Annotated in this window: 22 protein-coding genes; 16 read left to right on the top strand and 6 right to left on the bottom strand. The window is 60.8% G+C overall.

What is annotated here, in order from left to right:
- Window positions 1-12: 12 nt before the first annotated feature.
- The 3 genes from H043_RS0120000 to H043_RS0119990 all read right to left on the bottom strand — a co-directional run bounded on the left by H043_RS0120000 (window position 13) and on the right by H043_RS0119990 (window position 1686).
- A complete protein-coding gene (locus tag H043_RS0120000; RefSeq protein WP_027613336.1) occupies window positions 13-570 on the bottom strand; it encodes a Smr/MutS family protein in 558 nt (185 codons plus the stop codon).
- A 74-nt stretch (window positions 571-644) separates the two neighbouring features.
- Window positions 645-965, bottom strand: coding sequence for a hypothetical protein (locus tag H043_RS0119995; protein WP_007914024.1), 321 nt, complete (start codon window positions 963-965; stop codon window positions 645-647).
- A 130-nt stretch (window positions 966-1095) separates the two neighbouring features.
- Window positions 1096-1686, bottom strand: coding sequence for a cysteine hydrolase family protein (locus tag H043_RS0119990; RefSeq protein ID WP_003223193.1), 591 nt, complete (start codon window positions 1684-1686; stop codon window positions 1096-1098).
- A gap of 238 nt (window positions 1687-1924) precedes the next feature.
- Here H043_RS0119990 and prmB point away from each other — a divergent pair, with 238 nt between their 5' ends.
- Window positions 1925-2833, top strand: coding sequence for a 50S ribosomal protein L3 N(5)-glutamine methyltransferase (prmB, locus tag H043_RS0119985; RefSeq protein ID WP_027613335.1), 909 nt, complete (start codon window positions 1925-1927; stop codon window positions 2831-2833).
- Between the two features lie 106 nt (window positions 2834-2939).
- On the opposite strand, the gene H043_RS0119980 is transcribed toward prmB, so the two are convergent.
- Window positions 2940-3731: a hypothetical protein gene (locus tag H043_RS0119980; RefSeq protein ID WP_027613334.1), complete on the bottom strand. Its 792-nt coding sequence runs from the start codon at window positions 3729-3731 to the stop codon at window positions 2940-2942.
- Window positions 3732-3830: 99 nt separating this feature from the next.
- Window positions 3831-4784 carry an alpha/beta hydrolase gene (locus tag H043_RS0119975; RefSeq protein WP_027613333.1) on the bottom strand — a complete coding sequence of 318 codons (954 nt, stop codon included), beginning with the start codon at window positions 4782-4784 and terminating at the stop codon, window positions 3831-3833.
- Window positions 4785-4914: 130 nt separating this feature from the next.
- On the opposite strand from H043_RS0119975, the gene aroC reads away from it, so the two are divergent.
- From aroC to mtnC, 5 genes are all read left to right on the top strand, one after another.
- Entirely contained in the window at window positions 4915-6006 is a 1092-nt protein-coding gene (aroC, locus tag H043_RS0119970; RefSeq protein ID WP_027613332.1) for a chorismate synthase, read from the top strand.
- Between the two features lie 31 nt (window positions 6007-6037).
- Entirely contained in the window at window positions 6038-7183 is a 1146-nt protein-coding gene (locus H043_RS0119965) for an MFS transporter (protein ID WP_027613331.1), read from the top strand.
- The gene (locus tag H043_RS0119960; RefSeq protein WP_027613330.1) at window positions 7180-7806 is read left to right on the top strand and encodes a methylthioribulose 1-phosphate dehydratase; all 627 of its coding nucleotides are present in this window, start codon (window positions 7180-7182) and stop codon (window positions 7804-7806) included. The genes H043_RS0119965 and H043_RS0119960 overlap by 4 nt, the downstream gene beginning before the upstream one ends.
- 92 nt (window positions 7807-7898) lie before the next feature.
- Window positions 7899-8444: an acireductone dioxygenase gene (locus H043_RS0119955; protein ID WP_027613329.1), complete on the top strand. Its 546-nt coding sequence runs from the start codon at window positions 7899-7901 to the stop codon at window positions 8442-8444.
- 4 nt (window positions 8445-8448) lie between these two features.
- Entirely contained in the window at window positions 8449-9132 is a 684-nt protein-coding gene (mtnC, locus tag H043_RS0119950; RefSeq protein WP_027613328.1) for an acireductone synthase, read from the top strand.
- A gap of 193 nt (window positions 9133-9325) precedes the next feature.
- On the opposite strand, the gene H043_RS30965 is transcribed toward mtnC, so the two are convergent.
- Window positions 9326-9604: a DUF3509 domain-containing protein gene (locus H043_RS30965; protein ID WP_027613327.1), complete on the bottom strand. Its 279-nt coding sequence runs from the start codon at window positions 9602-9604 to the stop codon at window positions 9326-9328.
- Between the two features lie 377 nt (window positions 9605-9981).
- Between H043_RS30965 and H043_RS0119940 the strand changes: the two genes are divergently transcribed.
- From H043_RS0119940 to H043_RS0119895, 10 genes are all read left to right on the top strand, one after another.
- A complete protein-coding gene (locus tag H043_RS0119940; RefSeq protein ID WP_027613326.1) occupies window positions 9982-11820 on the top strand; it encodes a long-chain-acyl-CoA synthetase in 1839 nt (612 codons plus the stop codon).
- A 97-nt stretch (window positions 11821-11917) separates the two neighbouring features.
- Window positions 11918-12436, top strand: a complete 519-nt coding sequence (locus H043_RS0119935) for an ankyrin repeat domain-containing protein (protein WP_027613325.1) — start codon at window positions 11918-11920, stop codon at window positions 12434-12436.
- A 158-nt stretch (window positions 12437-12594) separates the two neighbouring features.
- On the top strand, window positions 12595-13125 hold the full coding sequence (locus H043_RS0119930) for a hypothetical protein (protein ID WP_027613324.1): 531 nt from the start codon (window positions 12595-12597) through the stop codon (window positions 13123-13125).
- A gap of 71 nt (window positions 13126-13196) precedes the next feature.
- The gene (locus tag H043_RS0119925) at window positions 13197-13388 is read left to right on the top strand and encodes a PLDc N-terminal domain-containing protein (RefSeq protein ID WP_007960694.1); all 192 of its coding nucleotides are present in this window, start codon (window positions 13197-13199) and stop codon (window positions 13386-13388) included.
- Between the two features lie 255 nt (window positions 13389-13643).
- Window positions 13644-14519, top strand: coding sequence for a polyamine aminopropyltransferase (gene speE / locus H043_RS0119920; protein ID WP_003223223.1), 876 nt, complete (start codon window positions 13644-13646; stop codon window positions 14517-14519).
- Window positions 14520-14808: 289 nt separating this feature from the next.
- The gene (locus tag H043_RS0119915; RefSeq protein WP_027613323.1) at window positions 14809-15042 is read left to right on the top strand and encodes a hypothetical protein; all 234 of its coding nucleotides are present in this window, start codon (window positions 14809-14811) and stop codon (window positions 15040-15042) included.
- 212 nt (window positions 15043-15254) lie between these two features.
- Complete coding sequence (locus tag H043_RS0119910) at window positions 15255-15602, top strand: ribonuclease E inhibitor RraB (RefSeq protein ID WP_007960698.1); 348 nt, start codon at window positions 15255-15257, stop codon at window positions 15600-15602.
- Window positions 15603-16076: 474 nt separating this feature from the next.
- Window positions 16077-17486: a circularly permuted type 2 ATP-grasp protein gene (locus H043_RS0119905; RefSeq protein WP_027613322.1), complete on the top strand. Its 1410-nt coding sequence runs from the start codon at window positions 16077-16079 to the stop codon at window positions 17484-17486.
- A gap of 12 nt (window positions 17487-17498) precedes the next feature.
- Entirely contained in the window at window positions 17499-18449 is a 951-nt protein-coding gene (locus H043_RS0119900; protein ID WP_027613321.1) for an alpha-E domain-containing protein, read from the top strand.
- On the top strand, window positions 18446-19249 hold the full coding sequence (locus H043_RS0119895) for a transglutaminase family protein (protein ID WP_027613320.1): 804 nt from the start codon (window positions 18446-18448) through the stop codon (window positions 19247-19249). The genes H043_RS0119900 and H043_RS0119895 overlap by 4 nt, the downstream gene beginning before the upstream one ends.
- Window positions 19250-19319: the final 70 nt, after the last annotated feature.

The following is a 19319-nucleotide window of genomic DNA, read 5'->3' as shown; positions in this document are numbered from 1 at the left end:
GGTGTAACGCGATTATTCGTCGCGGCCTTCCATCATGGTGCGTTTGAGCATCACGTACACCGCGCCGGCACCGCCGTGTTTCGCCTGGCACGAGCAGAAACCGAGCACTTGCGGATGCTGACGCAGCCAGGTGTTGACGTGGCTTTTGATCATCGGCCGCTTGCCGTCCAGGCGCACGGCCTTGCCGTGGGTGACGCGCACGCAGCGGATTTCGAATTTGGTCGCTTCGGCGAGAAAGGCCCAGAGGGTCTCGCGGGCTTTTTCGACGTTCATGCCGTGCAGGTCGAGGCTGCCTTCGAACGGGATCTGGCCGATCTTGAGCTTGCGCATCTGGCTTTCCTGCACCCCGTCGCGGGCCCACATCAACTCGTCTTCGGGGCCGACGTCGATCACGAACTGATCGGACAGGCCATCCACGGTGGTGGTGTCGGTGCGCACGGTGGCGGACTGGCGCAGTTTGGCGATCTGCGCGCGGTCAGCCTTGGGTTTGCCAGTGTCGGCGCGGTCGTGCTTGATCGGCTTGACGCCTTGGATCGCACTTTTGAACAGGGAAAAATCGTCGTCTTGCATGTCAGCCTCCGCGAAGGGCGGCCAGTTTACCCAAGTCGAAACAAAACGGCCCGGCAAAAAGCCAGGCCGTGGAGTCAGTCGTGTTTTTTCATCAGGTGCGGGGACATGTTCAGCTCCCGCGATTGCCTGGCGCGACGCCGGCATCGACGCCACAGCGCCACACCGAAATACAGGAATAACAAGCCGACCGCGAGAATGATCGCCGAACCCATCGGCGTGGCATTCAAGTCGCCGAGCGCCGGCGGGCGCCCCAGCAGGCTGGCGGCACCGGCCATCGCCAGCAGCACACCGAACGTCGCCAGAATGGCGGCGATCGCTGCGCCGAATCGAAAACGCCAGTTGCTTTGGCCTTTGGGCCGCAAGCGGCGTGCGTCAAATCCATCGGATAACTTCATTCCGACCTTCCTCAATGGGTATCGGCCCTTCGACCGGGAGTTGACCGGGTTGTTCCTGAGGCTAAGGCAATTGAAGCAAATGCGAGGCTTTTGCGGATGAGCGGCATGCTGAGCCGCTCATCAGAGCAGATCAGATCAGATCTTGAGTCAGGGCGAGGGTGGCGAAGTTGTCGGCCATGATCGCCATTTCCGCTTCCTGCACCACGGCGGCGCTGAGCACGCGGCCCTTGAACGGCAGATCACGGGTGGCGCAGGCGTCTTCGACCAGGGTGCAACGGAAGCCCAGGTTCTTCGCCGCGCGTACGGTGGTGCTGACGCTGGAGTGGCTCATGAAACCGCAGACGATCAGGTCCAGCGAGCCAAGATTCTGCAAACGGTCGAGCAGTTCGGTGCCGTGGAACGCGCTCGGCAGCAGTTTGCCGATGATGGTTTCGTCACCTTGTGGCTCAAGGCCGGGGATGAATTCGCCGCGTTCGCCCTGCGGGTCGAACAGGCCACCGACGGTGCCGAGATGACGCACGTGCACGATCGGCCGACCGGCTGCACGGGCCGCGGCGACCAGTTGTTTGATGTTCGCGACGGCCGCGTCCATGCCGCTCAGGGCCAGCGGGCCACTGAGGTACTCTTTCTGGGCATCGATGATGACCACGGTGGCATGGCTCAGTGTGGCCGCTGCGTAACCGCGGCCGCTGAGTTGAAACATCGTTTTTGGAACGGACATTCGGGGCTCCTTGGGGTGGGGCTTTTGCGGCATTGTCCTCTGGCTGAGCGGTTCTGTGAACCGCTACCATCGTAGGCAGCGTCGTTACTGGCCTGCAGCCTTGTCAAGTTACACGTTCTGTTCAATAGCTGATGCAAAAAACAGAAAAGTCCTACTGTCGGCCGCGAATGTTTCCCGCGTCGTCGTGACGCGTTTTGGCTGGTAGAATCGCCAGTCGTTTTTTCTGGAGTTCTGCCCCGTGATCACTTCCCGACTTCGTACCCTGCGCGACCACATCCGTTGGGCCGTCAGCCGCTTCCATGGGGAGGATCTGTTTTTCGGCCATGGCACCGACAACGCCTGGGATGAAGCCCGGCAGTTGGTGCTCGGTGCGTTGCACCTGCCGTGGGAGATCGCCGACAGCTATCTCGACTGTGCGCTGGAAGACGACGAACTGGTCAACCTGCAACGCCTGCTCAAGCGCCGCATCGAAGAGCGCATCCCGACTGCGTACCTGTTGGGTGAGGCATGGTTCTGCGGCATGTCGTTCATCGTCGATGAGCGCGTGCTGATCCCGCGTTCGCCGATTGGCGAGCTGATCGAAAACCGCTTCGCACCGTGGATCGGCGACGAGCCGGCACGCATCCTCGACCTGTGCACCGGCTCGGGCTGCATCGGTATCGCCTGTGCCTACGAGTTCCAGAACGCCGAAGTGGTGCTGGCGGACCTGTCGTTCGAAGCGCTGGAAGTGGCCAACCAGAACATTGAGCGCCATGGCGTCGATGAGCGTGTGTACACCGTGCAGGGCGATGGTTTCGATGGCCTGCCGGGGCAGCGTTTCGACCTGATCGTGTCGAACCCGCCGTACGTTGATGCCGAAGATTTCGCCGACATGCCGGACGAATACCAGCACGAACCGGAGCTGGGCCTGGCCTGTGGTGATGACGGTCTGAACCTGGTACGCCGGATGCTCGCCGAAGCGGCGGATCACCTGACCGAGAAGGGTCTGCTGATCGTCGAAGTGGGCAACAGCCAGGTACACGTCGAAGCGTTGTACCCGGAAGTCGACTTCGCCTGGCTCGATTTCGAGCGCGGCGGGCATGGTGTGTTCATGCTGACCGCAGAGCAGTGCCGCGATCATCAGGCCTTGTTCGTCTCCCGCGTCTGACCCCTAAAAGCTTCGCGAGCAAGCCCGCTCCCACAGGTCCGGTGCACGACACAAATCCTGTGGGAGCGTGGCTTGCCCGCGATGGGTACGCCTCGGTTTCAAGGCTCTACCGGTGTGTGGCAATCCAGATCAACAACCCCGCCTGAAACACCGCAAACGCCACCAGACAGGTAATGGTGAAGCGCAACCCAGCGTCTTCACGCTTGAACTTGCTGACTTTGTCTTCCTGCTTCTTCAGCTTCACTTCCTGCTCGGCCAGGTTCTGCTCGGCCTGTTGCAGCATCTGCGCCGCTTCGAGAATCTCGACGATCTGCAGCTTCTCGCTGTTCCAGTCGCCCAACAGGTCACCGACCTGTACCTCTTTGACGCTGCCCTTCAAATGCTGGGCGTCGGCGTAAACCACGTCAAAACCATGCACGCGCAAGAAGTGATCGCGACGCAGGCGGGTGTCTTCGTTCAGCGCGTCCTTGTTGTTCAAGTCCATGCCGTCGACGGTGTAGGCGGGCCAGCGTTTTTTCGCCCAATTGATACCTTGTGCAGCCATGAAACGACCGATACCACGGTTCAACGGTTCGATCTGCAAACCGCTGTCGGGGCCGAAGTGCACACGTTTGCTGGTGTGATTGACCCACACATCCAGATGGTTCTGCTCTTTACGCACGCGCTGACCGGGCAGTTTGATCGCCATGCGCATCAGGCTGTGTTCTTTGCTGTTGCGCTCGGCGTAGCCGAACTCGACAAAGCGCAACGGCCGGCCACCGGTGTGACGGTCAGTCTGCAGTGGGGCCAGGCGGAGCATCTTGTGGTGCTCGACGCTGACGTCCGCCCATGGCAGCTCGACCGCTGGCGGTGCGTCTTTTTCAGCGGTGGTGTCGGGTGAAGTCGGGGTATCAGTCATAACGGCGAGATCCTGTCCAAGCCCTGCTTGTCGCCAGCCGATACGCTGGCGACAAAGGCTTATCGGCCGTTTTTTGCAGGACTGGAGGGCAAACTACGGTTAACGGTTGCGAATGCCGTCAATAAATTCGATGAGTTTGCCGCCCAGTTCCGCCGCCAGTGGCAAATTGGGGTCCTTGTACGAGGCCAATTGCCGCTTCACATCGGCGGGGACGATGCGCATGACGTGGTTCATGCCTTCGATCACCACCAGTTCGGCGTCGGGTTTGGCGGCTTTCAGCGCCTGCGCATCGCCGACGCCGACCTGCATGTCGTTGCTGCCCTGGACGATCAGCGCCGGCATCTTCAGTTGCGCAAAAGCCTTGGCCGGGTCCTGGCGGAAAAGCGAAATCAGATACGGCTGCACGCTCGGGCGGAAGATCGGTTGCAACGGCGCCGGCACGTCGGCATCGGTGTGACCGGCCTTGAGGCTGTCGAGAATCTGGTTGCTGCGCAGCATCAACGGTGGCGGCAGGCTACGGGCCAGTTGTTCGCGGATTACCTGATCCACCGGGCGGGCGCTGCCGGACAGCGAAATCAGCGCAGCGGCGTCGGCACGCGGGGCGGCGAGGGTGGCAATCAGTGCACCTTCGCTGTGACCGAGCAGAATCAACGGGCCGAAGCGCGGATCGTTTTTCAGCTTCTGGCTCCACGCCACGGCGTCGTCGACGTAGCCTTCCACCGACAGATTGCGCTCGTCAGGTGTGGCCGGCCGGCTCGCAGCCACCCCGCGCTTGTCATAGCGCACGCTGGCGATGTTGTGTTTGGCCAGCACCCAGGCCAGCCGCTTGAGGCTGTCATTGCGCCCGCCATCGGGATTATTGCCGTCACGATCTGTAGGACCGGAGCCGGCAAGGATTAGGACAACCGGCACTGGGTTGTCGGATTTTGGCAGCAACAGCGAGCCGAAAAGTTCACCGCTCCCAGTATCCAGAGAGATCGGGCGCTGCAGGACAGTCGCGTGGGCAAAACCGGTAGACAGGGTAAGACTCAAGATCAGAACTCGCAGCATCATCACGCCATCATTCGCCAAGGTGCCGGTTGGACTCACCAACACCACTAAGGTTCGAGGATGAACTACTCGGTTAGCCTGCGTATACTGGCGCGCATCACGAATTCGGGTTTGATTTCACGGAGCGTCCTGCATGTCCGGCAATACCTACGGCAAGTTGTTCACTGTCACCACCGCTGGCGAGAGCCATGGTCCGGCGTTGGTCGCCATTGTCGACGGCTGCCCGCCGGGCCTGGAGATCTCCCTCGAAGACCTGCAGCGCGACCTCGATCGGCGCAAGCCAGGCACCAGCCGCCACACCACCCAGCGTCAGGAAGCCGATGAAGTCGAAATCCTTTCCGGCGTGTTCGAGGGCCGCACCACCGGTTGCTCGATCGGCCTGCTGATCCGCAACACCGACCAGAAGTCCAAGGACTACTCGGCGATCAAGGATCTGTTCCGCCCGGCGCACGCCGACTACACCTACCACCACAAATACGGCGAGCGCGACTACCGTGGTGGCGGTCGCAGCTCGGCGCGGGAAACCGCGATGCGTGTGGCGGCAGGTGCGATTGCCAAAAAGTATCTGGCCAGCCAGGGCATCGTCATCCGTGGCTACATGAGCCAGCTCGGCCCGATCGAAATCCCGTTCAAGACCTGGGATTCGGTGGAACAGAACGCGTTCTTCAGCCCGGATCCGGACAAGGTCCCGGAACTGGAAGCCTACATGGACCAGTTGCGCCGCGATCAGGACTCGGTCGGGGCGAAGATCACCGTAGTCGCCGAAGGCGTGATGCCGGGCCTCGGCGAGCCGATTTTCGACCGCCTCGACGCTGAACTGGCGCATGCGCTGATGAGCATCAACGCGGTGAAAGGCGTGGAAATCGGCGCCGGTTTCGCCTGCGTCGCTCAGCGCGGCACCGAGCATCGCGATGAACTGACCCCGCAAGGTTTCCTCAGCAACAACGCTGGCGGCATCCTCGGCGGCATCTCGTCCGGTCAGCCGATCGTCGCGCATCTGGCACTGAAGCCAACGTCGAGCATCACCACCCCGGGCCGTTCGATCGACATCCACGGCAACCCGGTGGACGTGATCACCAAGGGCCGTCACGACCCGTGCGTCGGCATCCGCGCCACGCCGATTGCCGAAGCGATGATGGCCATCGTGCTGATGGATCACCTGCTGCGTCATCGTGGGCAGAACGCCGACGTGCGCGTCAGCACCCCGGTGCTGGGTCAGCTTTGATGGTTGATCGCCAAGCCGTCGCGGCCTGACCGTGGCGGCGCTCCCTTACTGGCGGCTGTCCAGTTTCTATCTGTTCTATTTCGCCTTGCTCGGCTCGACAGCGCCGTTTCTGGCGCTGTACTTCGATCACCTCGGGTTCAGCCCTGCGCGGATCGGCGAGCTGGTGGCGATCCCGATGCTGATGCGCTGTGTGGCGCCGAACATCTGGGGCTGGCTCGGCGACTACACCGGCAGACGCCTGGCCATCGTGCGCTTCGGTGCGGTGTGTACGCTGCTGACGTTCTCGCTGATTTTCGTCAGCAAGACCTACGCCTGGCTGGCGATGGTCATGGCGTTGCACGCGTTCTTCTGGCATGCGGTGTTGCCGCAATTCGAAGTCATCACCCTCGCGCACTTGCAGGGGCAAACCTCGCGCTACAGCCAGATTCGCCTGTGGGGCTCGATCGGTTTCATCATCACCGTGGTCGCGCTGGGCCGTTTGTTCGAATGGCTGAGCCTCGACATCTACCCGGCGGCGCTGGTGCTGATCATGGCCGGCATCGTCCTCAGCAGCCTGTGGGTGCCGAACGCGCAGCCACCGCAAGGTAATCGGCCGAGCGGGGAGGGCTTTCTCAAGCAGCTGCGCAGCCCCGGTGTGCTGGCGTTTTACGCCTGCGTCGCGCTGATGCAGATGAGCCACGGCCCGTACTACACGTTTCTGACCTTGCACCTTGAACGCCTCGGTTACACACGCGGCACAATTGGCATGCTCTGGGCCGTGGGCGTGGTCGCCGAGGTGCTGATGTTCATGGCGATGAGCCGGATTCTCGTGCGCTTTTCATTGCGTCGGGTGCTGATGGCGAGTTTTCTGCTGGCGGCGCTGCGCTGGTTGCTGCTAGGTTCGTTCGCCGAATTCCTCTGGGTACTGTTGTTGGCCCAGGTGCTGCACGCGGCGACCTTCGGCAGCTTTCATGCGGCTGCCATCGCGTTCGTGCAACGTAGCTTCGGTGCGCGTCAGCAAGGTCAGGGTCAGGCGCTGTACGCGGCGCTGGCCGGCACCGGTGGCGCGCTGGGCGCGTTGTATTCCGGTTACAGCTGGAATGCCCTCGGTGCGACATTGACCTTTAGTATTGCCAGTCTCGCGGCGCTCGCTGCCGCCGTTATCATTGCCACACGTATGCAAGAGGACAGGCCATGAGCCTTACGCGTGAACAACTCGCCCAGCAAATCGTCGATGCCGGGCGTTTTCTTTATGGTCGCGGCTGGTCGCCGGCCACCAGCAGCAATTACTCGACGCGTCTGTCGCCGAGCGAAGCGCTGCTGACCGTGTCCGGCAAGCACAAGGGCCAGTTGGGCCTGGACGACGTGCTCGCCACGGATTTGTCCGGCAACAGCCTGGAACCGGGCAAAAAGCCCTCGGCCGAAACCCTGCTCCACACTCAGCTCTACAGCTGGCGCGCGGAAATCGGTGCGGTGCTGCACACCCACTCGGTGAACGCCACGGTGCTGTCGCGCCTGGCGCCGCAAGACTTTATCGAGTTCGAAGACTACGAACTGCAAAAAGCCTTCAGCGGCATCTCGACCCACGAGTCGCGGGTGCGCGTGCCGATCTTCGACAACGATCAGGACATTGCGCGCCTCGCCGCCAAGGTGCAGCCTTGGCTCGACGCCCATCCCGATTGCGTCGGTTACCTGATTCGCGGCCACGGCCTCTACACCTGGGGCGCGCAGATGAGCGATGCCCTGCGGCAGATCGAGGCCTTCGAATTTCTGTTTGAATGCGAGTTGAAAACCCGCAGCGTCATGAACCGCCAAGGCTGACTTCACCAGAAGCCGCCCATTTGCCTGATCAAATGCACTGCCCGACCGGTCTGCAAGAGCCGGACGGCAAGGCCGATACCGAGGAATTGCCCATGAGCAGCCTGTCCGTCTATCACGTATCCAGCCCCGAGATTCCGAACAAGGTGCTGACCCATTTCGAAGACATCGCCTCGACGCTCGCCGAGCAGGGCGTGCGCTTCGACCGCTGGCAAGCCGCCGCGAAGATCCAGCCCGGCGCCAGCCAGGAGGAGGTGATCAGCGCCTATCAGGAGCAGATCGACAAACTGATGACCGAGCGCGGTTACATCACCGTCGATGTGATCAGCCTCAACAGCGACCACCCGCAAAAAGCCGAACTGCGCGCCAAGTTCCTTGAAGAACACCGCCATGGCGAAGACGAAGTGCGCTTTTTCGTTGCCGGTCGTGGCCTGTTTACCCTGCACATCGACGATTATGTCTACGCGGTGTTGTGCGAGAAGAACGACCTGATCTCGGTGCCGGCCGGTACCAAGCACTGGTTCGACATGGGCGAGCACCCGCACTTCGTGGCGATTCGCCTGTTCAACAACCCGGAAGGCTGGGTCGCGAATTTCACCGGCGAAGACATCGCCGGGCGCTTCCCACGTCTGGAGGACTGAGCCGATGCCGATCAAAGCCATTGTCACTGACATTGAAGGCACCACCAGCGCGGTGAGTTTCGTTTTTGATGTGCTGTTCCCGTATGCGGCCAAACACCTGCCGGACTTCGTGCGACAGAACGCCGAACGTGCCGATGTGGCTGAGCAACTCGACGCCGTGCGCCGCGACAGCAATGCACCGCAGGCCGATGTTGAACGGGTTGTTGAAATTCTCTTGAGCTGGATCGAGGAAGATCGCAAAGCCACGCCGCTCAAAGCCTTGCAAGGCATGGTCTGGGCGCAGGGTTATCACGCCGGGCAGTTGAAGGGCCACGTGTACCCGGATGCCGTTGAAGCGCTCAAGCGCTGGCATCAGGCCGGTTATCAACTGTTTGTGTATTCGTCGGGTTCGATCCAGGCGCAGAAGCTGATCTTTGGCTGCTCCGAGGCGGGAGATCTGACACCGCTGTTCAGCGGGTATTTCGATACCACGTCGGGGCCCAAGCGTGAGGCGCAGTCTTACACCAACATTCAACAGGCGATTGGTGTCGAGCCGCAGGACATTCTGTTTCTGTCCGACATTGTTGAGGAGCTGGATGCCGCTCAATCGGCAGGCCTGCAGACCTGCGGCCTGGCGCGCGAGGGTGGGGAGCTGGGAAGCCATATCACCGTCGACAGCTTCACCGGCATCGAACCCGAAGCCTTCTAACCACCCTCAATCCAATGTGGGAGCGGGCTTGCTCGCGAAAGCGGTGTGTCAGCCAAATATTTTTGACTGACACGCCGCTTTCGCGAGCAAGCCCGCTCCCACACGGAGTTTTGCATCAGCCAAAAAAACAGGCCGGACAGTGAAAACTGCCCGGCCTGTTTTTGTTTAAGGCTGTTTAAAACCTCGAATCAAATTACAGCGAGTGATACGTCGGCAGGGCAAAGCGCTGCTGGCTTTGCAGCATCGCAATCTGCGGCAGCTCACTGGCTTCTTCCGCCAGGTCACGACGGATCGCGCTGATCGCCCACGACAGTTGGTCGGCGTTGTGCATTTGCTGATACGTCAGGGCGCGCTTGAACACTTTGCCTTCACTGCTGCGCAGCGTCAGCAGGATCCCGCCATCGGGACGTGGCGCAGTGGTGACGTTGAAGTTGGAGAACAGCGAGGTAAATTTTTCTTGGATCAGGCTCATGTCTTTCAGCTCCGTATGCACTTGAATGGCAAGCATGCAGAGGAGGTTGCAGCGATTGTGCCAGCACGCGAAAAAATAAAAATGCTTATAAATCAATAAGTTAAAAATCATGAAATTTGCAGGCGTCGTGCAAACTGCATGAATGGCCATCGTGCATCCTGCATTTTGCGGGATTCTCATGAGTTGAACGGAACCAAACGGCAAAGGCGCAATCACTGCCGCCAGACGTGAAAGGGCGGATACAAAACATTGCAAAAACCGCGTGTACAGGCCGCGAAGCGCTGACGTATTTTCGATCTCGACCTTGCCCACCACGCAGGTCATGCCACAGCCCGAACAATAAAAAACCGGCCGACCAGGCCGACCGGGGAGCTGCCATGCGTCACGCGTCGAGCGACACGATTACCTGGAGCATGATGCTCCGCAAACTGCCGACGATCGCCAAAGCCATCCCGCGGGTGGTCAAGGGCATGAAAGTCGCCAACGTCACGGATCCGACCCAAACGTGTGGCCTCGGCTGGACCTTCGAGCAAGCAACGCTGCGCAATCCAGAGGGGCAGGCGATCTTGCAGGACAACGTCTTGCTGACCTATGCGCAGGTCAACCAGTGGGCCAACCGCATCGCCCACTATCTGAGCGCGCAGGGCATCGGCAAGGGCGACGTGGTCGCGGTGTTCATCGAAAATCGTCCCGAGCTGCTGGTGACCATTCTGGCGCTGGCCAAACTCGGCGCGGTCAGTGCGCTGCTCAATACTTCGCAAACCCGCGACACACTGATTCACAGCGTAAATCTGGTGGCGCCGGTGGCGATTGTCCTCGGTGAGGAATTGCAGCCGGCGTTTGCCGCGATCCGCGAGCAGGTGTCGATCCCGGCGCAGCGCACCTGGTTTATCGCCGACCGTGACACCTATAGCCACCCAGGCATTGCGCCCGAGGGCTACGTCAATCTGATCAGTGCCAGTGCTGACGCCTGCACTGAAAACCCGCCCAGCAGCGGCGAAGTGTTCTTCGACGATCCGTGCTTCTACATCTACACCTCCGGCACCACCGGCCTGCCCAAGGCCGGGGTGTTCAAGCACGGCCGCTGGATGCGCAGCTCGGCCAGCTTCGGCATGATCGCCCTGAACATGACCCCCGACGATGTCGTCTATTGCACCTTGCCGCTGTACCACGCCACCGGCCTTTGTGTGTGCTGGGGCTCGGCGATCAACGGCGCTTCCGGGTTCGCGATCCGTCGCAAGTTCAGCGCCAGTCAGTTCTGGCCGGACGTGCGTCGCTACAACGCGACCACCCTCGGCTATGTCGGCGAATTGTGCCGTTATCTGGTCGATCAACCGCCCAGCGCCGATGACAGCCGTCACGCGGTGCGCAAGATGATCGGCAACGGCTTGCGTCCCGGCGCCTGGGCCGAGTTCAAGACCCGGTTTGCCGTCGAGCACATCTGCGAGCTGTACGCGGCGAGCGACGGTAATATCGGCTTCAGCAATATCCTCAACTTCGACAACACCATCGGTTTCTCGCTGATGGCCTGGGAGCTGGTGGCGTACGACCACGACAGCGGTCAGCCGTTGCGCAGCGCCGACGGCTTCATGCGCAAGGTCGGTAAAGGCGAGCAGGGCTTGCTGCTGGCGCGGATCGACGAAAAAGCACCGCTGGACGGTTACACCGACCCACAGAAAACCGCCAAGGTGGTGTTGCACGATGTGTTCAGCAAGGGCGACCGCTTCTTCAACACCGGCGACCTGCTGCGCAATATTGGCTTCGGCCACGCGCAGTTCGTCGATCGACTCGGCGACACCTATCGCTGGAAGGGCGAAAACGTCTCGACCACTGAAGTGGAAAACCTGTTGCTGCAGCATCCGCATATCTCCGAGGCAGTCGCCTACGGCGTCGAAGTGCGCAACACCAACGGTCGCGCCGGGATGGCGGCAATCACGCCCGCCGAGTCACTGGCGACCCTGGATTTCGCCGAATTGCTGGCGTTCGCCCGCCAGCGCATGCCGGCCTACGCGGTGCCGCTGTTCCTGCGGGTGAAGGTGAAAATGGAAACCACCGGGACTTTCAAATACCAAAAGACCCGACTGAAAAACGAGGGCTTCGACCCCGGCCAGACGGGCGATGACCCGATCTACGCGTGGCTGCCCGGCACCCAGACTTACGTGCAGGTGACGGACGAAATTCTGGCCGATATTCATCAAGGCAAATACCGCTATTGAGATTGGCTATGGCCTGACTTGAGAAAAAGGGGGTGACAGCTATCGTCGCGCTCGGGAAACTGTCGGCTTTGCGAATAACCGAAAGTGGAGTTGCCCTATGTCTGACCAGAGCCGCCAGATGACCCCTGAAGAAGCTGCCGAATTCACCGAGCAGGTTTTCAACAAGGCGCGCGAAGGTGATGCGCTGATGCTCGATCGGCTGATCAGCGCCGGTTTGCCGGTGAACCTGAAAAACAGCAAGGGCGACACCCTGCTGATGCTCGCCAGTTACTATGGCCACGTCGACGCCGTGCAGGTGCTGCTCAAGCACAAGGCCGACCCGGAAATGCGCAACGGCAACGGCCAGAGCCCGATTGCCGGCGCCGCGTTCAAGGGCGATCTGGCGGTGGTCAAGGCGCTGGTGGAAGCGGGCGCCGAGATCGAAGGTTCGTCCTTCGACGGCCGTACCGCGCTGATGATGGCGGCGATGTTCAACCGTGTTGAAATCGTTGATTACCTGATCAGCAAGGGCGCCGACCCGCAAGCCAAGGATGCCAATGGCGTCACCGCGCTGGACGCGGCCCGCACCATGGGCGCGGTCGATACCACGGCGCAGCTGGAAAAACTGCTGGCCTGATCAGGTCAAAAGATCGCAGCCTGCGGCAGCTCCTACAGGTCTCACATTCGTTCGCCAAATGGGCGCGGAACTTGTAGGAGCTGCCGCAGGCTGCGATCTTTTGCTTTGTGCGCTATCCTCCGCGCCCTCAAATTCAACCTTCCACAGGATCCGCCCTCATGAAAGCCGCACTCGTCGAACTCATCAGCAAAATCAGCTCTGGCTGCATGGGCGAGGACGAGATCCTGAACGTGGCCGACGAAGCGGCGCAGGCCTACGCCGATGCCGACGCCTTTCTGGCAGCCAACCCAGACATCAACTACGACGACACCTTCCCGATCCCGCTGGGCGAGTGGGTGGTGGTCGGCAGCCTGCCGGAAACCGTGCTGTTCCAGGCTGATACCTACGCTGACCTGTTCGCGCAGATCGTCGCCTCGTTCGGCCCGGGCGTCGATTTCAACCTCAAGCCCAAACAACTGGCCAAGACCGAAGCGCTGACTGCGCTCAATCGCATCCAGGTGCAGATGAGCAGCCTGAACAAGGAAAACGGCGGTTACACGCTGATGAACTTCAGCCAGTTGCTCGACGACGAGCTGCAAGTGGTGCTGGTCTACGGCAACGACGTGCCACGGGTGCTGGAGCTGTGCGCCGAAGTCGGCATCGCTGCTGCGCCTTCGCTGGAAGCGCTGAAAGTCGCCGTTCACGTCTGAACGCAATAAAAGGGAACCCTGCGCGCGACCGTCTATCCTAAAAGTGCATGCCACTATTCTGGAGCGACACCATGGGTTCCACGTTCAACGGTCTGATTGGTCTGATCATTCTTGCCCTCGATATCTGGGCGATCATCAACGTACTGAAAAGCGGCGCCGAGACCGGGATGAAAATCCTCTGGGTTCTGCTGATCATCCTCCTGCCAGTACTGGGCCTGATCATCTGGGCGATCGCCGGGCCACGGGGCAATGTGCGGGTCTGACGCTTTCCCGAAAACACGCTGATCCCCTGTGGGAGCGGGCTTGCTCGCGAAGGCGATTGTTCAGTCGAAACACAGGTTGAATGACACTCCGCTTTCGCGAGCAAGCCCGCTCCCACATTGGTCTTGTGGTAGCTCCAGAGTGTGCCCTGTCGGAGGAAGGTTCGACCTGTCATCTTCGGCAACGTAGAATGCGCGCCTTTCCCGGGCAATCGTCCCCCACGATTGGCGCCCGCGCATTCATCGGAGCACTTGACCATGACCGTCACCAAAACCAGCGAGTACCTGGAAACCCTCTACGAAGGCTACGGCCAGCGTTTTCGCATGGAAAAACTGCTGCACGAAGTGCGCACCGAACACCAGCACCTGGTGATTTTCCAGAACCCGCGCATGGGCCGGGTGATGGCGCTGGACGGCGTGATCCAGACCACCGAAGCCGATGAATTCATCTACCACGAAATGCTCACCCACGTGCCGATCCTCGCCCACGGCACTGCCAAACGCGTGCTGATCATCGGCGGCGGTGACGGCGGCATGCTGCGCGAAGTGACCAAGCACGCCGGCGTCGAGCACATCACCATGGTCGAGATCGACGGCACCGTGGTCGACATGTGCAAGGAATTCCTGCCGAACCACTCCAAGGGCGCCTACGACGATCCACGGCTGAACCTGGTGATCGACGACGGCATGCGTTTCGTCGCCACCACCACCGAAAAATTCGACGTGATCATCTCCGACTCCACCGACCCGATCGGCCCGGGCGAAGTGCTGTTCTCGGAGAACTTCTATCAGGCGTGCCATCGTTGCCTGAACGAAGGCGGGATCCTCGTGACCCAGAACGGCACGCCGTTCATGCAGATCGACGAAGTCAAAACCACTGCCGGTCGCCTGCGCAGCCTGTTCCCGGACTGGCACTTCTATCAGGCGGCCGTGCCGACCTACATCGGCGGTTCGATGACCTTTGCCTGGGGCTCGACCAACCCGGCCTACCGCAAGCTGAGCCGTGAAACCCTGCAACAGCGCTTCATCGGCAGCGGCATCGTCACCCGCTATTACAACCCGGAAATCCACATCGGCGCATTCGCGCTGCCGCAGTACGTGCTGCAGGCGATCAACAAGCCAAGCAACGACTGACGCACTATTCCCGGATCGGTGATAGATCCCCTGTGGTGAGGGGATTTATCCCCGATCGGCTGCGCAGCAGTCGTAAAATCGGCAGACGCGTTGGAACTGACACTATGCGTTCGCTGAATTCAGGGACGCTTCGCGCCCATCGGGGATGAATCCCCTCGCCACACAAGCCTGTTTCCCCATCGGTTAATTTTTTTTCATGTTCGTCCGCTGCAATCCTTTTGAACGATCAATCTCGCCAAAAGTCGAGATAGTAGTAAGCCCATTTGCGGGTTTGATCGAGGAGGCACCGATGCAAAAGTGGAAAGTCACTTTCGTGGACGATCATGGTGAAATTGTCGATGAGGTGTTCGAGCGCGCGGAATGCCCCAGCGACGACGAGGCTGCACGCCTGATCAAGGAACGGCTCCTGCCGGTGGCCGCCGAACTGGATATGAACGATCTTGAAGGGCGCACCACCGATGCTGGCGTGAAAAGCCTGAAAACCCAGAACAGCATCGAAATCCGCAGTATCACGCCAATCTGAAATTCTTCCTGTCACTTGAAGCACCAGGCCTTGGCAGCAGCTCTATCTTGGGGCTACTCTGCAAGCGAGATCAGCGAAACAATCGCTAAGGTCTGGTCTTGTCAGCTACATGCTTGTTTCCCGCGTGCAACCACGTTGCCGAAGTACTTTGGCCTGTAAGGCCCGGGGCGGGAATACGGAAAGTCTATCCATCTATCCGAGGGGGACGATTCATGAGCACAGCCTATCAAGAAGACATCAGCAGCAATGTTCTGCGCCGCATGAAAGAAGGCGGTTTCGACTTTTCCCGGTTCCATCCCATCGAGTTCTACGCCATTTTCCCGGACGAGGAGCGGGCGCGCAGGGCGGCAGGCAAATTTCGTGGTGAATCCATCAATGCCCAGGTCAGTGCGCGCGACGATGGCGCCTGGTCGCTGGAACTGAGCAAAGTGATGTACGCGACCTATGACGACATTGGCGATTTCGAGCAGGGCTTCTCTGCCGTGGTCGAGCCGCTGGGCGGCATCATCGAGGGCTGGGGCGTCAAGCAGGAGGTGCGTAACCGCCATCGTCTGAACTGATCTCTGGTTTCAGGTATTGAGCAACGGCTGACCTTCGGGTTGGCCGTTGTCGTTTCTGGCCGCCGAATAGCCCGTGGCAAAACCCTGAAACAAGAATCCCGGGCAAAAAAAAGCCACCGGAGAGGGTGGCTAAAGGGAAGACCGATAAGGAGAGGAAACCGGTCAGGGTTACGGCCTGCGGGGACTGCGCGGGCAGTCCGGGTCAGTGGAGCTGAAACCTTCACCGGGGAAGTTTTCAGCGAATGCGCCGATTATCCGCAGCTCGGTGCGAGCGGTGAAATCAACTCTGACTATGCTGGTGATAGGCGATGCAATGCGTCGCAATGAAGCGGGAGCAATCCGGTTGGGGCCATTGCCGCACAGGAATGGTGCGGTGCTCGCGGCGTGATTATCCAACCGATTGAAATCAAAGCGTTTATGCCGATGGCACGGGCCTTGCGAAGGCCTGTAGGTCCGGGTGACAAGGAGTACGGCATGATCCGCACCTATTTTGATGAAATGTACGATGCCGGCGGCCAGGTCCGCCCGCATTACCGGGAGTTCGCCCGCTGGCTGGCCGACACGCCTGACGAGTTGCTGGCACAACGGCGACGCGAGGCCGATCTGCTGTTCCACCGGGCCGGGATCACGTTCACGCTCTATGGCGACGAGCAGGGTACCGAGCGCCTGATTCCGTTCGACACCATTCCGCGCAGCATTCCCGCCAGCGAGTGGCGGATCGTCGAGCGTGGCTGCATCCAGCGGGTCAAGGCGTTGAACATGTTCCTCGCCGACCTCTATCACGAGCAGCGCATCATCAAGGCCGGGATCATCCCCGCCGAACAGGTGCTGGCCAACGAGCAGTACCAGTTGGCGATGCAGGGCCTGGATCTGCACCGCGACATCTATTCGCACATCTCCGGCGTCGACCTCGTGCGCGACGGCGATGGCACTTACTACGTGCTCGAAGACAACCTGCGTACTCCGAGCGGCGTCAGCTACATGCTCGAAGATCGCAAAATGATGATGCGTCTGTTCCCGGAGCTGTTCGCCGCCCAGCGCATCGCGCCCATCGACCACTACCCGAATCTGTTGCTCGACACCCTGAAGAGCTCCAGCCCGATTGACGACCCGAGCGTGGTGGTGCTGACGCCGGGGCGCTTCAACAGTGCGTTCTTCGAACACGCTTTCCTGGCGCGGGAAATGGGCGTTGAACTGGTGGAGGGCGCCGACCTGTTCGTGCGTGACGACAAGGTGTACATGCGCACCACCGACGGGCCGAAAGCGGTGGACGTGATCTACCGCCGTCTCGACGACGCGTTCCTCGATCCGCTGGCATTCAACCCCGACTCGATGCTCGGTGTGCCGGGGCTGCTCTCGTCCTATCGCTCGGGCAACGTGGTGCTGGCCAATGCTATTGGCACCGGCGTGGCGGATGACAAATCGGTGTACCCGTTTGTCACCGAGATGATCCGTTTCTACCTCGATGAAGAACCGATCCTGAAGAACGTGCCGACCTGGCAGTGCCGCAACCCCTCGGAACTTTCCCACGTGCTGGCCAATCTTCCGGATCTGGTGGTCAAGGAGACCCAGGGCTCCGGCGGTTACGGAATGCTGGTGGGGCCGGCGTCAACCACGGCGCAGATCGATGCGTTCCGTGAGCGGATCAAGGCCAAGCCCCACGCGTACATTGCGCAGCCGACGCTGTCGCTGTCGACCTGTCCGACCTTTGTCGAAAACGGCATTGCGCCACGTCATATCGACCTGCGTCCGTTTGTATTGTCTGGCCGCGAAACCCGGGTCGTGCCCGGCGGTTTGACCCGTGTCGCCCTGCGTGAAGGCTCCCTGGTGGTGAACTCCTCCCAGGGCGGCGGCACCAAGGACACCTGGGTGGTCGAGGATTGAAGGAAGCTTGCCATGTTAAGTAGAACTGCCTCGGATCTGTACTGGATGTCGCGTTACCTGGAGCGGGCGGAAAACCTCGCACGGATGCTCGATATCAGCTATTCGCTGTCGCTGATGCCGCAGGACGGTCGCGGCGACGGTTTGCACGAACTGGCGATGCCGCTGTTGATCACCGGCACCCTCGACGATTACCTGGAGCGTCACGGCGAATTGCATGCCGAACGCCTGCTGCACTTCTTCGCCCTCGACGCGGCCAACCCGGCGAGCATCTACAGTTGCCTCGGCGCAGCGCGGGCCAGTGCGCATGCGGTGCGCGGGCGCATCACCGCGGACATGTGGGAGAACATCAACGCCACCTGGCTGGAGATTCGCGGCATTGCCGAACAGGGCCTCAGCCGTTACGGCATGAGCCGTTTCTGCGAGTGGATCAAGGAGCGCTCGCACCTGTTCCGTGGCGCGTCCTACGGCACGATCATGCGCAACGATGCGTTCCGCTTCATTCGTCTGGGGACGTTCATCGAGCGTGCTGACAACACGCTGCGCCTGCTCGATGCGCGCTATGAAATGGCTGGCGATCAGGCCGAAGCTGTCAGCGATGGCACCGCCCACGCCTATTACCAGTGGAGTGCGCTGCTGCGGGCGCTGTCATCGTTCGAGGCCTACACCGAGATCTACCGCGACGCACCGGGCGCCCGGCATGTCGCCGAGCTGCTGCTGTTGCGCGCCGATGTACCGCGCTCGCTGCGCGCCTGCACCGAGGAAATCGACCAGATCCTCGCCCAGTTACCGGGTGCCAATGGCCGTCCGGCACAGCGCCTCGCTGCTGAGATGGACGCACGCCTGCGCTACACCGGCATCAACGAGATCCTCGCCGAAGGCCTGCACGCCTGGCTCACCGAATTCATCCCGCTGGTGCGCCAGCTGGGCAACGCGATTCACAGTTCATACCTGGAGGCTGCATGAGACTTTCCATTAGCCACGAGACCACCTATCACTATGAAGATCAGGTGCGGGCGAGCATCCAGTATCTGCGCCTGACCCCGCACGACAGCGAGCGTCAGCACGTGTTGAGCTGGCAGCTCGACCTGCCGCGTCCGGTGCGCGCCCAGCTCGATCCGTTCGGCAATATCCTGCACGTGCTGACCATGGACGAACCGCACGAAGCGATCATTATCGGCGCCCGTGGCCAGGTCGATATCGACGAATTGCGCGAGGCTGAGCATGAGAGCCAGTCGGCGCTGCCGTTCCTGCGTTTCACCCGCCTGACCGAGGCTGACGAAGCGCTACGGGCGTTTGCCGACAAATCCTGCAAACAGCGGCGCGATCGCACTGCGCTGATCGACCTGATGCATGGTTTGAACCAGCACATCAGCTACACGCCGGGTTCGACTGAAGTCGACACCAGCGCTGCTGAAGCTTTCGCCGGGCGCGCCGGGGTTTGTCAGGATCACACCCATGCGTTTCTCGCCTGTGCACGCAGCCTGGGGATTCCGTCGCGTTATGTGTCGGGTTATCTGTACAGCGAGGACGCCGAGCATCTGGCCAGTCATGCCTGGGCCGAAGCGTGGCTGGATGACGCCTGGTACAGCTTTGACGTGACTAACCAATTGGCCCGCCCGGAGCGGCACCTGAAACTGGCGGTAGGCCTGGATTATCTGGATGCCTGCCCGGTGCGCGGCATGCGTCGGGGCGGTGGTTGTGAGCAGATGCATGCGAAGGTGTTCGTGTCGCCGACCCCAGTCATCTCCGTGCAACAACAGTAATTTGCTTCACACAAAACCCTGTAGGAGCGAGCCTGCTCGCGAAAGCGGTTTATCAGTCAGCAATGCGGTG

This window comes from Pseudomonas sp. URIL14HWK12:I6, assembly GCF_000514195.1.
In the GTDB taxonomy this organism is placed as follows: domain Bacteria; phylum Pseudomonadota; class Gammaproteobacteria; order Pseudomonadales; family Pseudomonadaceae; genus Aquipseudomonas; species Aquipseudomonas putida_A.
Note: the sequence above shows the minus strand (reverse complement) of the source record. Positions and strands in the feature narration are given on the sequence as shown.

What these genes read in the sequence shown, in the direction of transcription:
- H043_RS0120000 (WP_027613336.1), bottom strand. Translation starts at nt 570, where the DNA reads ATGCAAGACGACGATTTTTCCCTGTTCAAAAGTGCGATCCAAGGCGTC.
- H043_RS0119995 (WP_007914024.1), bottom strand. Translation starts at nt 965, where the DNA reads ATGAAGTTATCCGATGGATTTGACGCACGCCGCTTGCGGCCCAAAGGC.
- H043_RS0119990 (WP_003223193.1), bottom strand. Translation starts at nt 1,686, where the DNA reads ATGTCCGTTCCAAAAACGATGTTTCAACTCAGCGGCCGCGGTTACGCA.
- H043_RS0119980 (WP_027613334.1), bottom strand. Translation starts at nt 3,731, where the DNA reads ATGACTGATACCCCGACTTCACCCGACACCACCGCTGAAAAAGACGCA.
- H043_RS0119975 (WP_027613333.1), bottom strand. Translation starts at nt 4,784, where the DNA reads ATGATGCTGCGAGTTCTGATCTTGAGTCTTACCCTGTCTACCGGTTTT.
- aroC (WP_027613332.1), top strand. Translation starts at nt 4,915, where the DNA reads ATGTCCGGCAATACCTACGGCAAGTTGTTCACTGTCACCACCGCTGGC.
- H043_RS0119960 (WP_027613330.1), top strand. Translation starts at nt 7,180, where the DNA reads ATGAGCCTTACGCGTGAACAACTCGCCCAGCAAATCGTCGATGCCGGG.
- H043_RS0119955 (WP_027613329.1), top strand. Translation starts at nt 7,899, where the DNA reads ATGAGCAGCCTGTCCGTCTATCACGTATCCAGCCCCGAGATTCCGAAC.
- mtnC (WP_027613328.1), top strand. Translation starts at nt 8,449, where the DNA reads ATGCCGATCAAAGCCATTGTCACTGACATTGAAGGCACCACCAGCGCG.
- H043_RS30965 (WP_027613327.1), bottom strand. Translation starts at nt 9,604, where the DNA reads ATGAGCCTGATCCAAGAAAAATTTACCTCGCTGTTCTCCAACTTCAAC.
- H043_RS0119940 (WP_027613326.1), top strand. Translation starts at nt 9,982, where the DNA reads ATGCGTCACGCGTCGAGCGACACGATTACCTGGAGCATGATGCTCCGC.
- H043_RS0119935 (WP_027613325.1), top strand. Translation starts at nt 11,918, where the DNA reads ATGTCTGACCAGAGCCGCCAGATGACCCCTGAAGAAGCTGCCGAATTC.
- H043_RS0119930 (WP_027613324.1), top strand. Translation starts at nt 12,595, where the DNA reads ATGAAAGCCGCACTCGTCGAACTCATCAGCAAAATCAGCTCTGGCTGC.
- H043_RS0119925 (WP_007960694.1), top strand. Translation starts at nt 13,197, where the DNA reads ATGGGTTCCACGTTCAACGGTCTGATTGGTCTGATCATTCTTGCCCTC.
- speE (WP_003223223.1), top strand. Translation starts at nt 13,644, where the DNA reads ATGACCGTCACCAAAACCAGCGAGTACCTGGAAACCCTCTACGAAGGC.
- H043_RS0119915 (WP_027613323.1), top strand. Translation starts at nt 14,809, where the DNA reads ATGCAAAAGTGGAAAGTCACTTTCGTGGACGATCATGGTGAAATTGTC.
- H043_RS0119910 (WP_007960698.1), top strand. Translation starts at nt 15,255, where the DNA reads ATGAGCACAGCCTATCAAGAAGACATCAGCAGCAATGTTCTGCGCCGC.
- H043_RS0119905 (WP_027613322.1), top strand. Translation starts at nt 16,077, where the DNA reads ATGATCCGCACCTATTTTGATGAAATGTACGATGCCGGCGGCCAGGTC.
- H043_RS0119900 (WP_027613321.1), top strand. Translation starts at nt 17,499, where the DNA reads ATGTTAAGTAGAACTGCCTCGGATCTGTACTGGATGTCGCGTTACCTG.
- H043_RS0119895 (WP_027613320.1), top strand. Translation starts at nt 18,446, where the DNA reads ATGAGACTTTCCATTAGCCACGAGACCACCTATCACTATGAAGATCAG.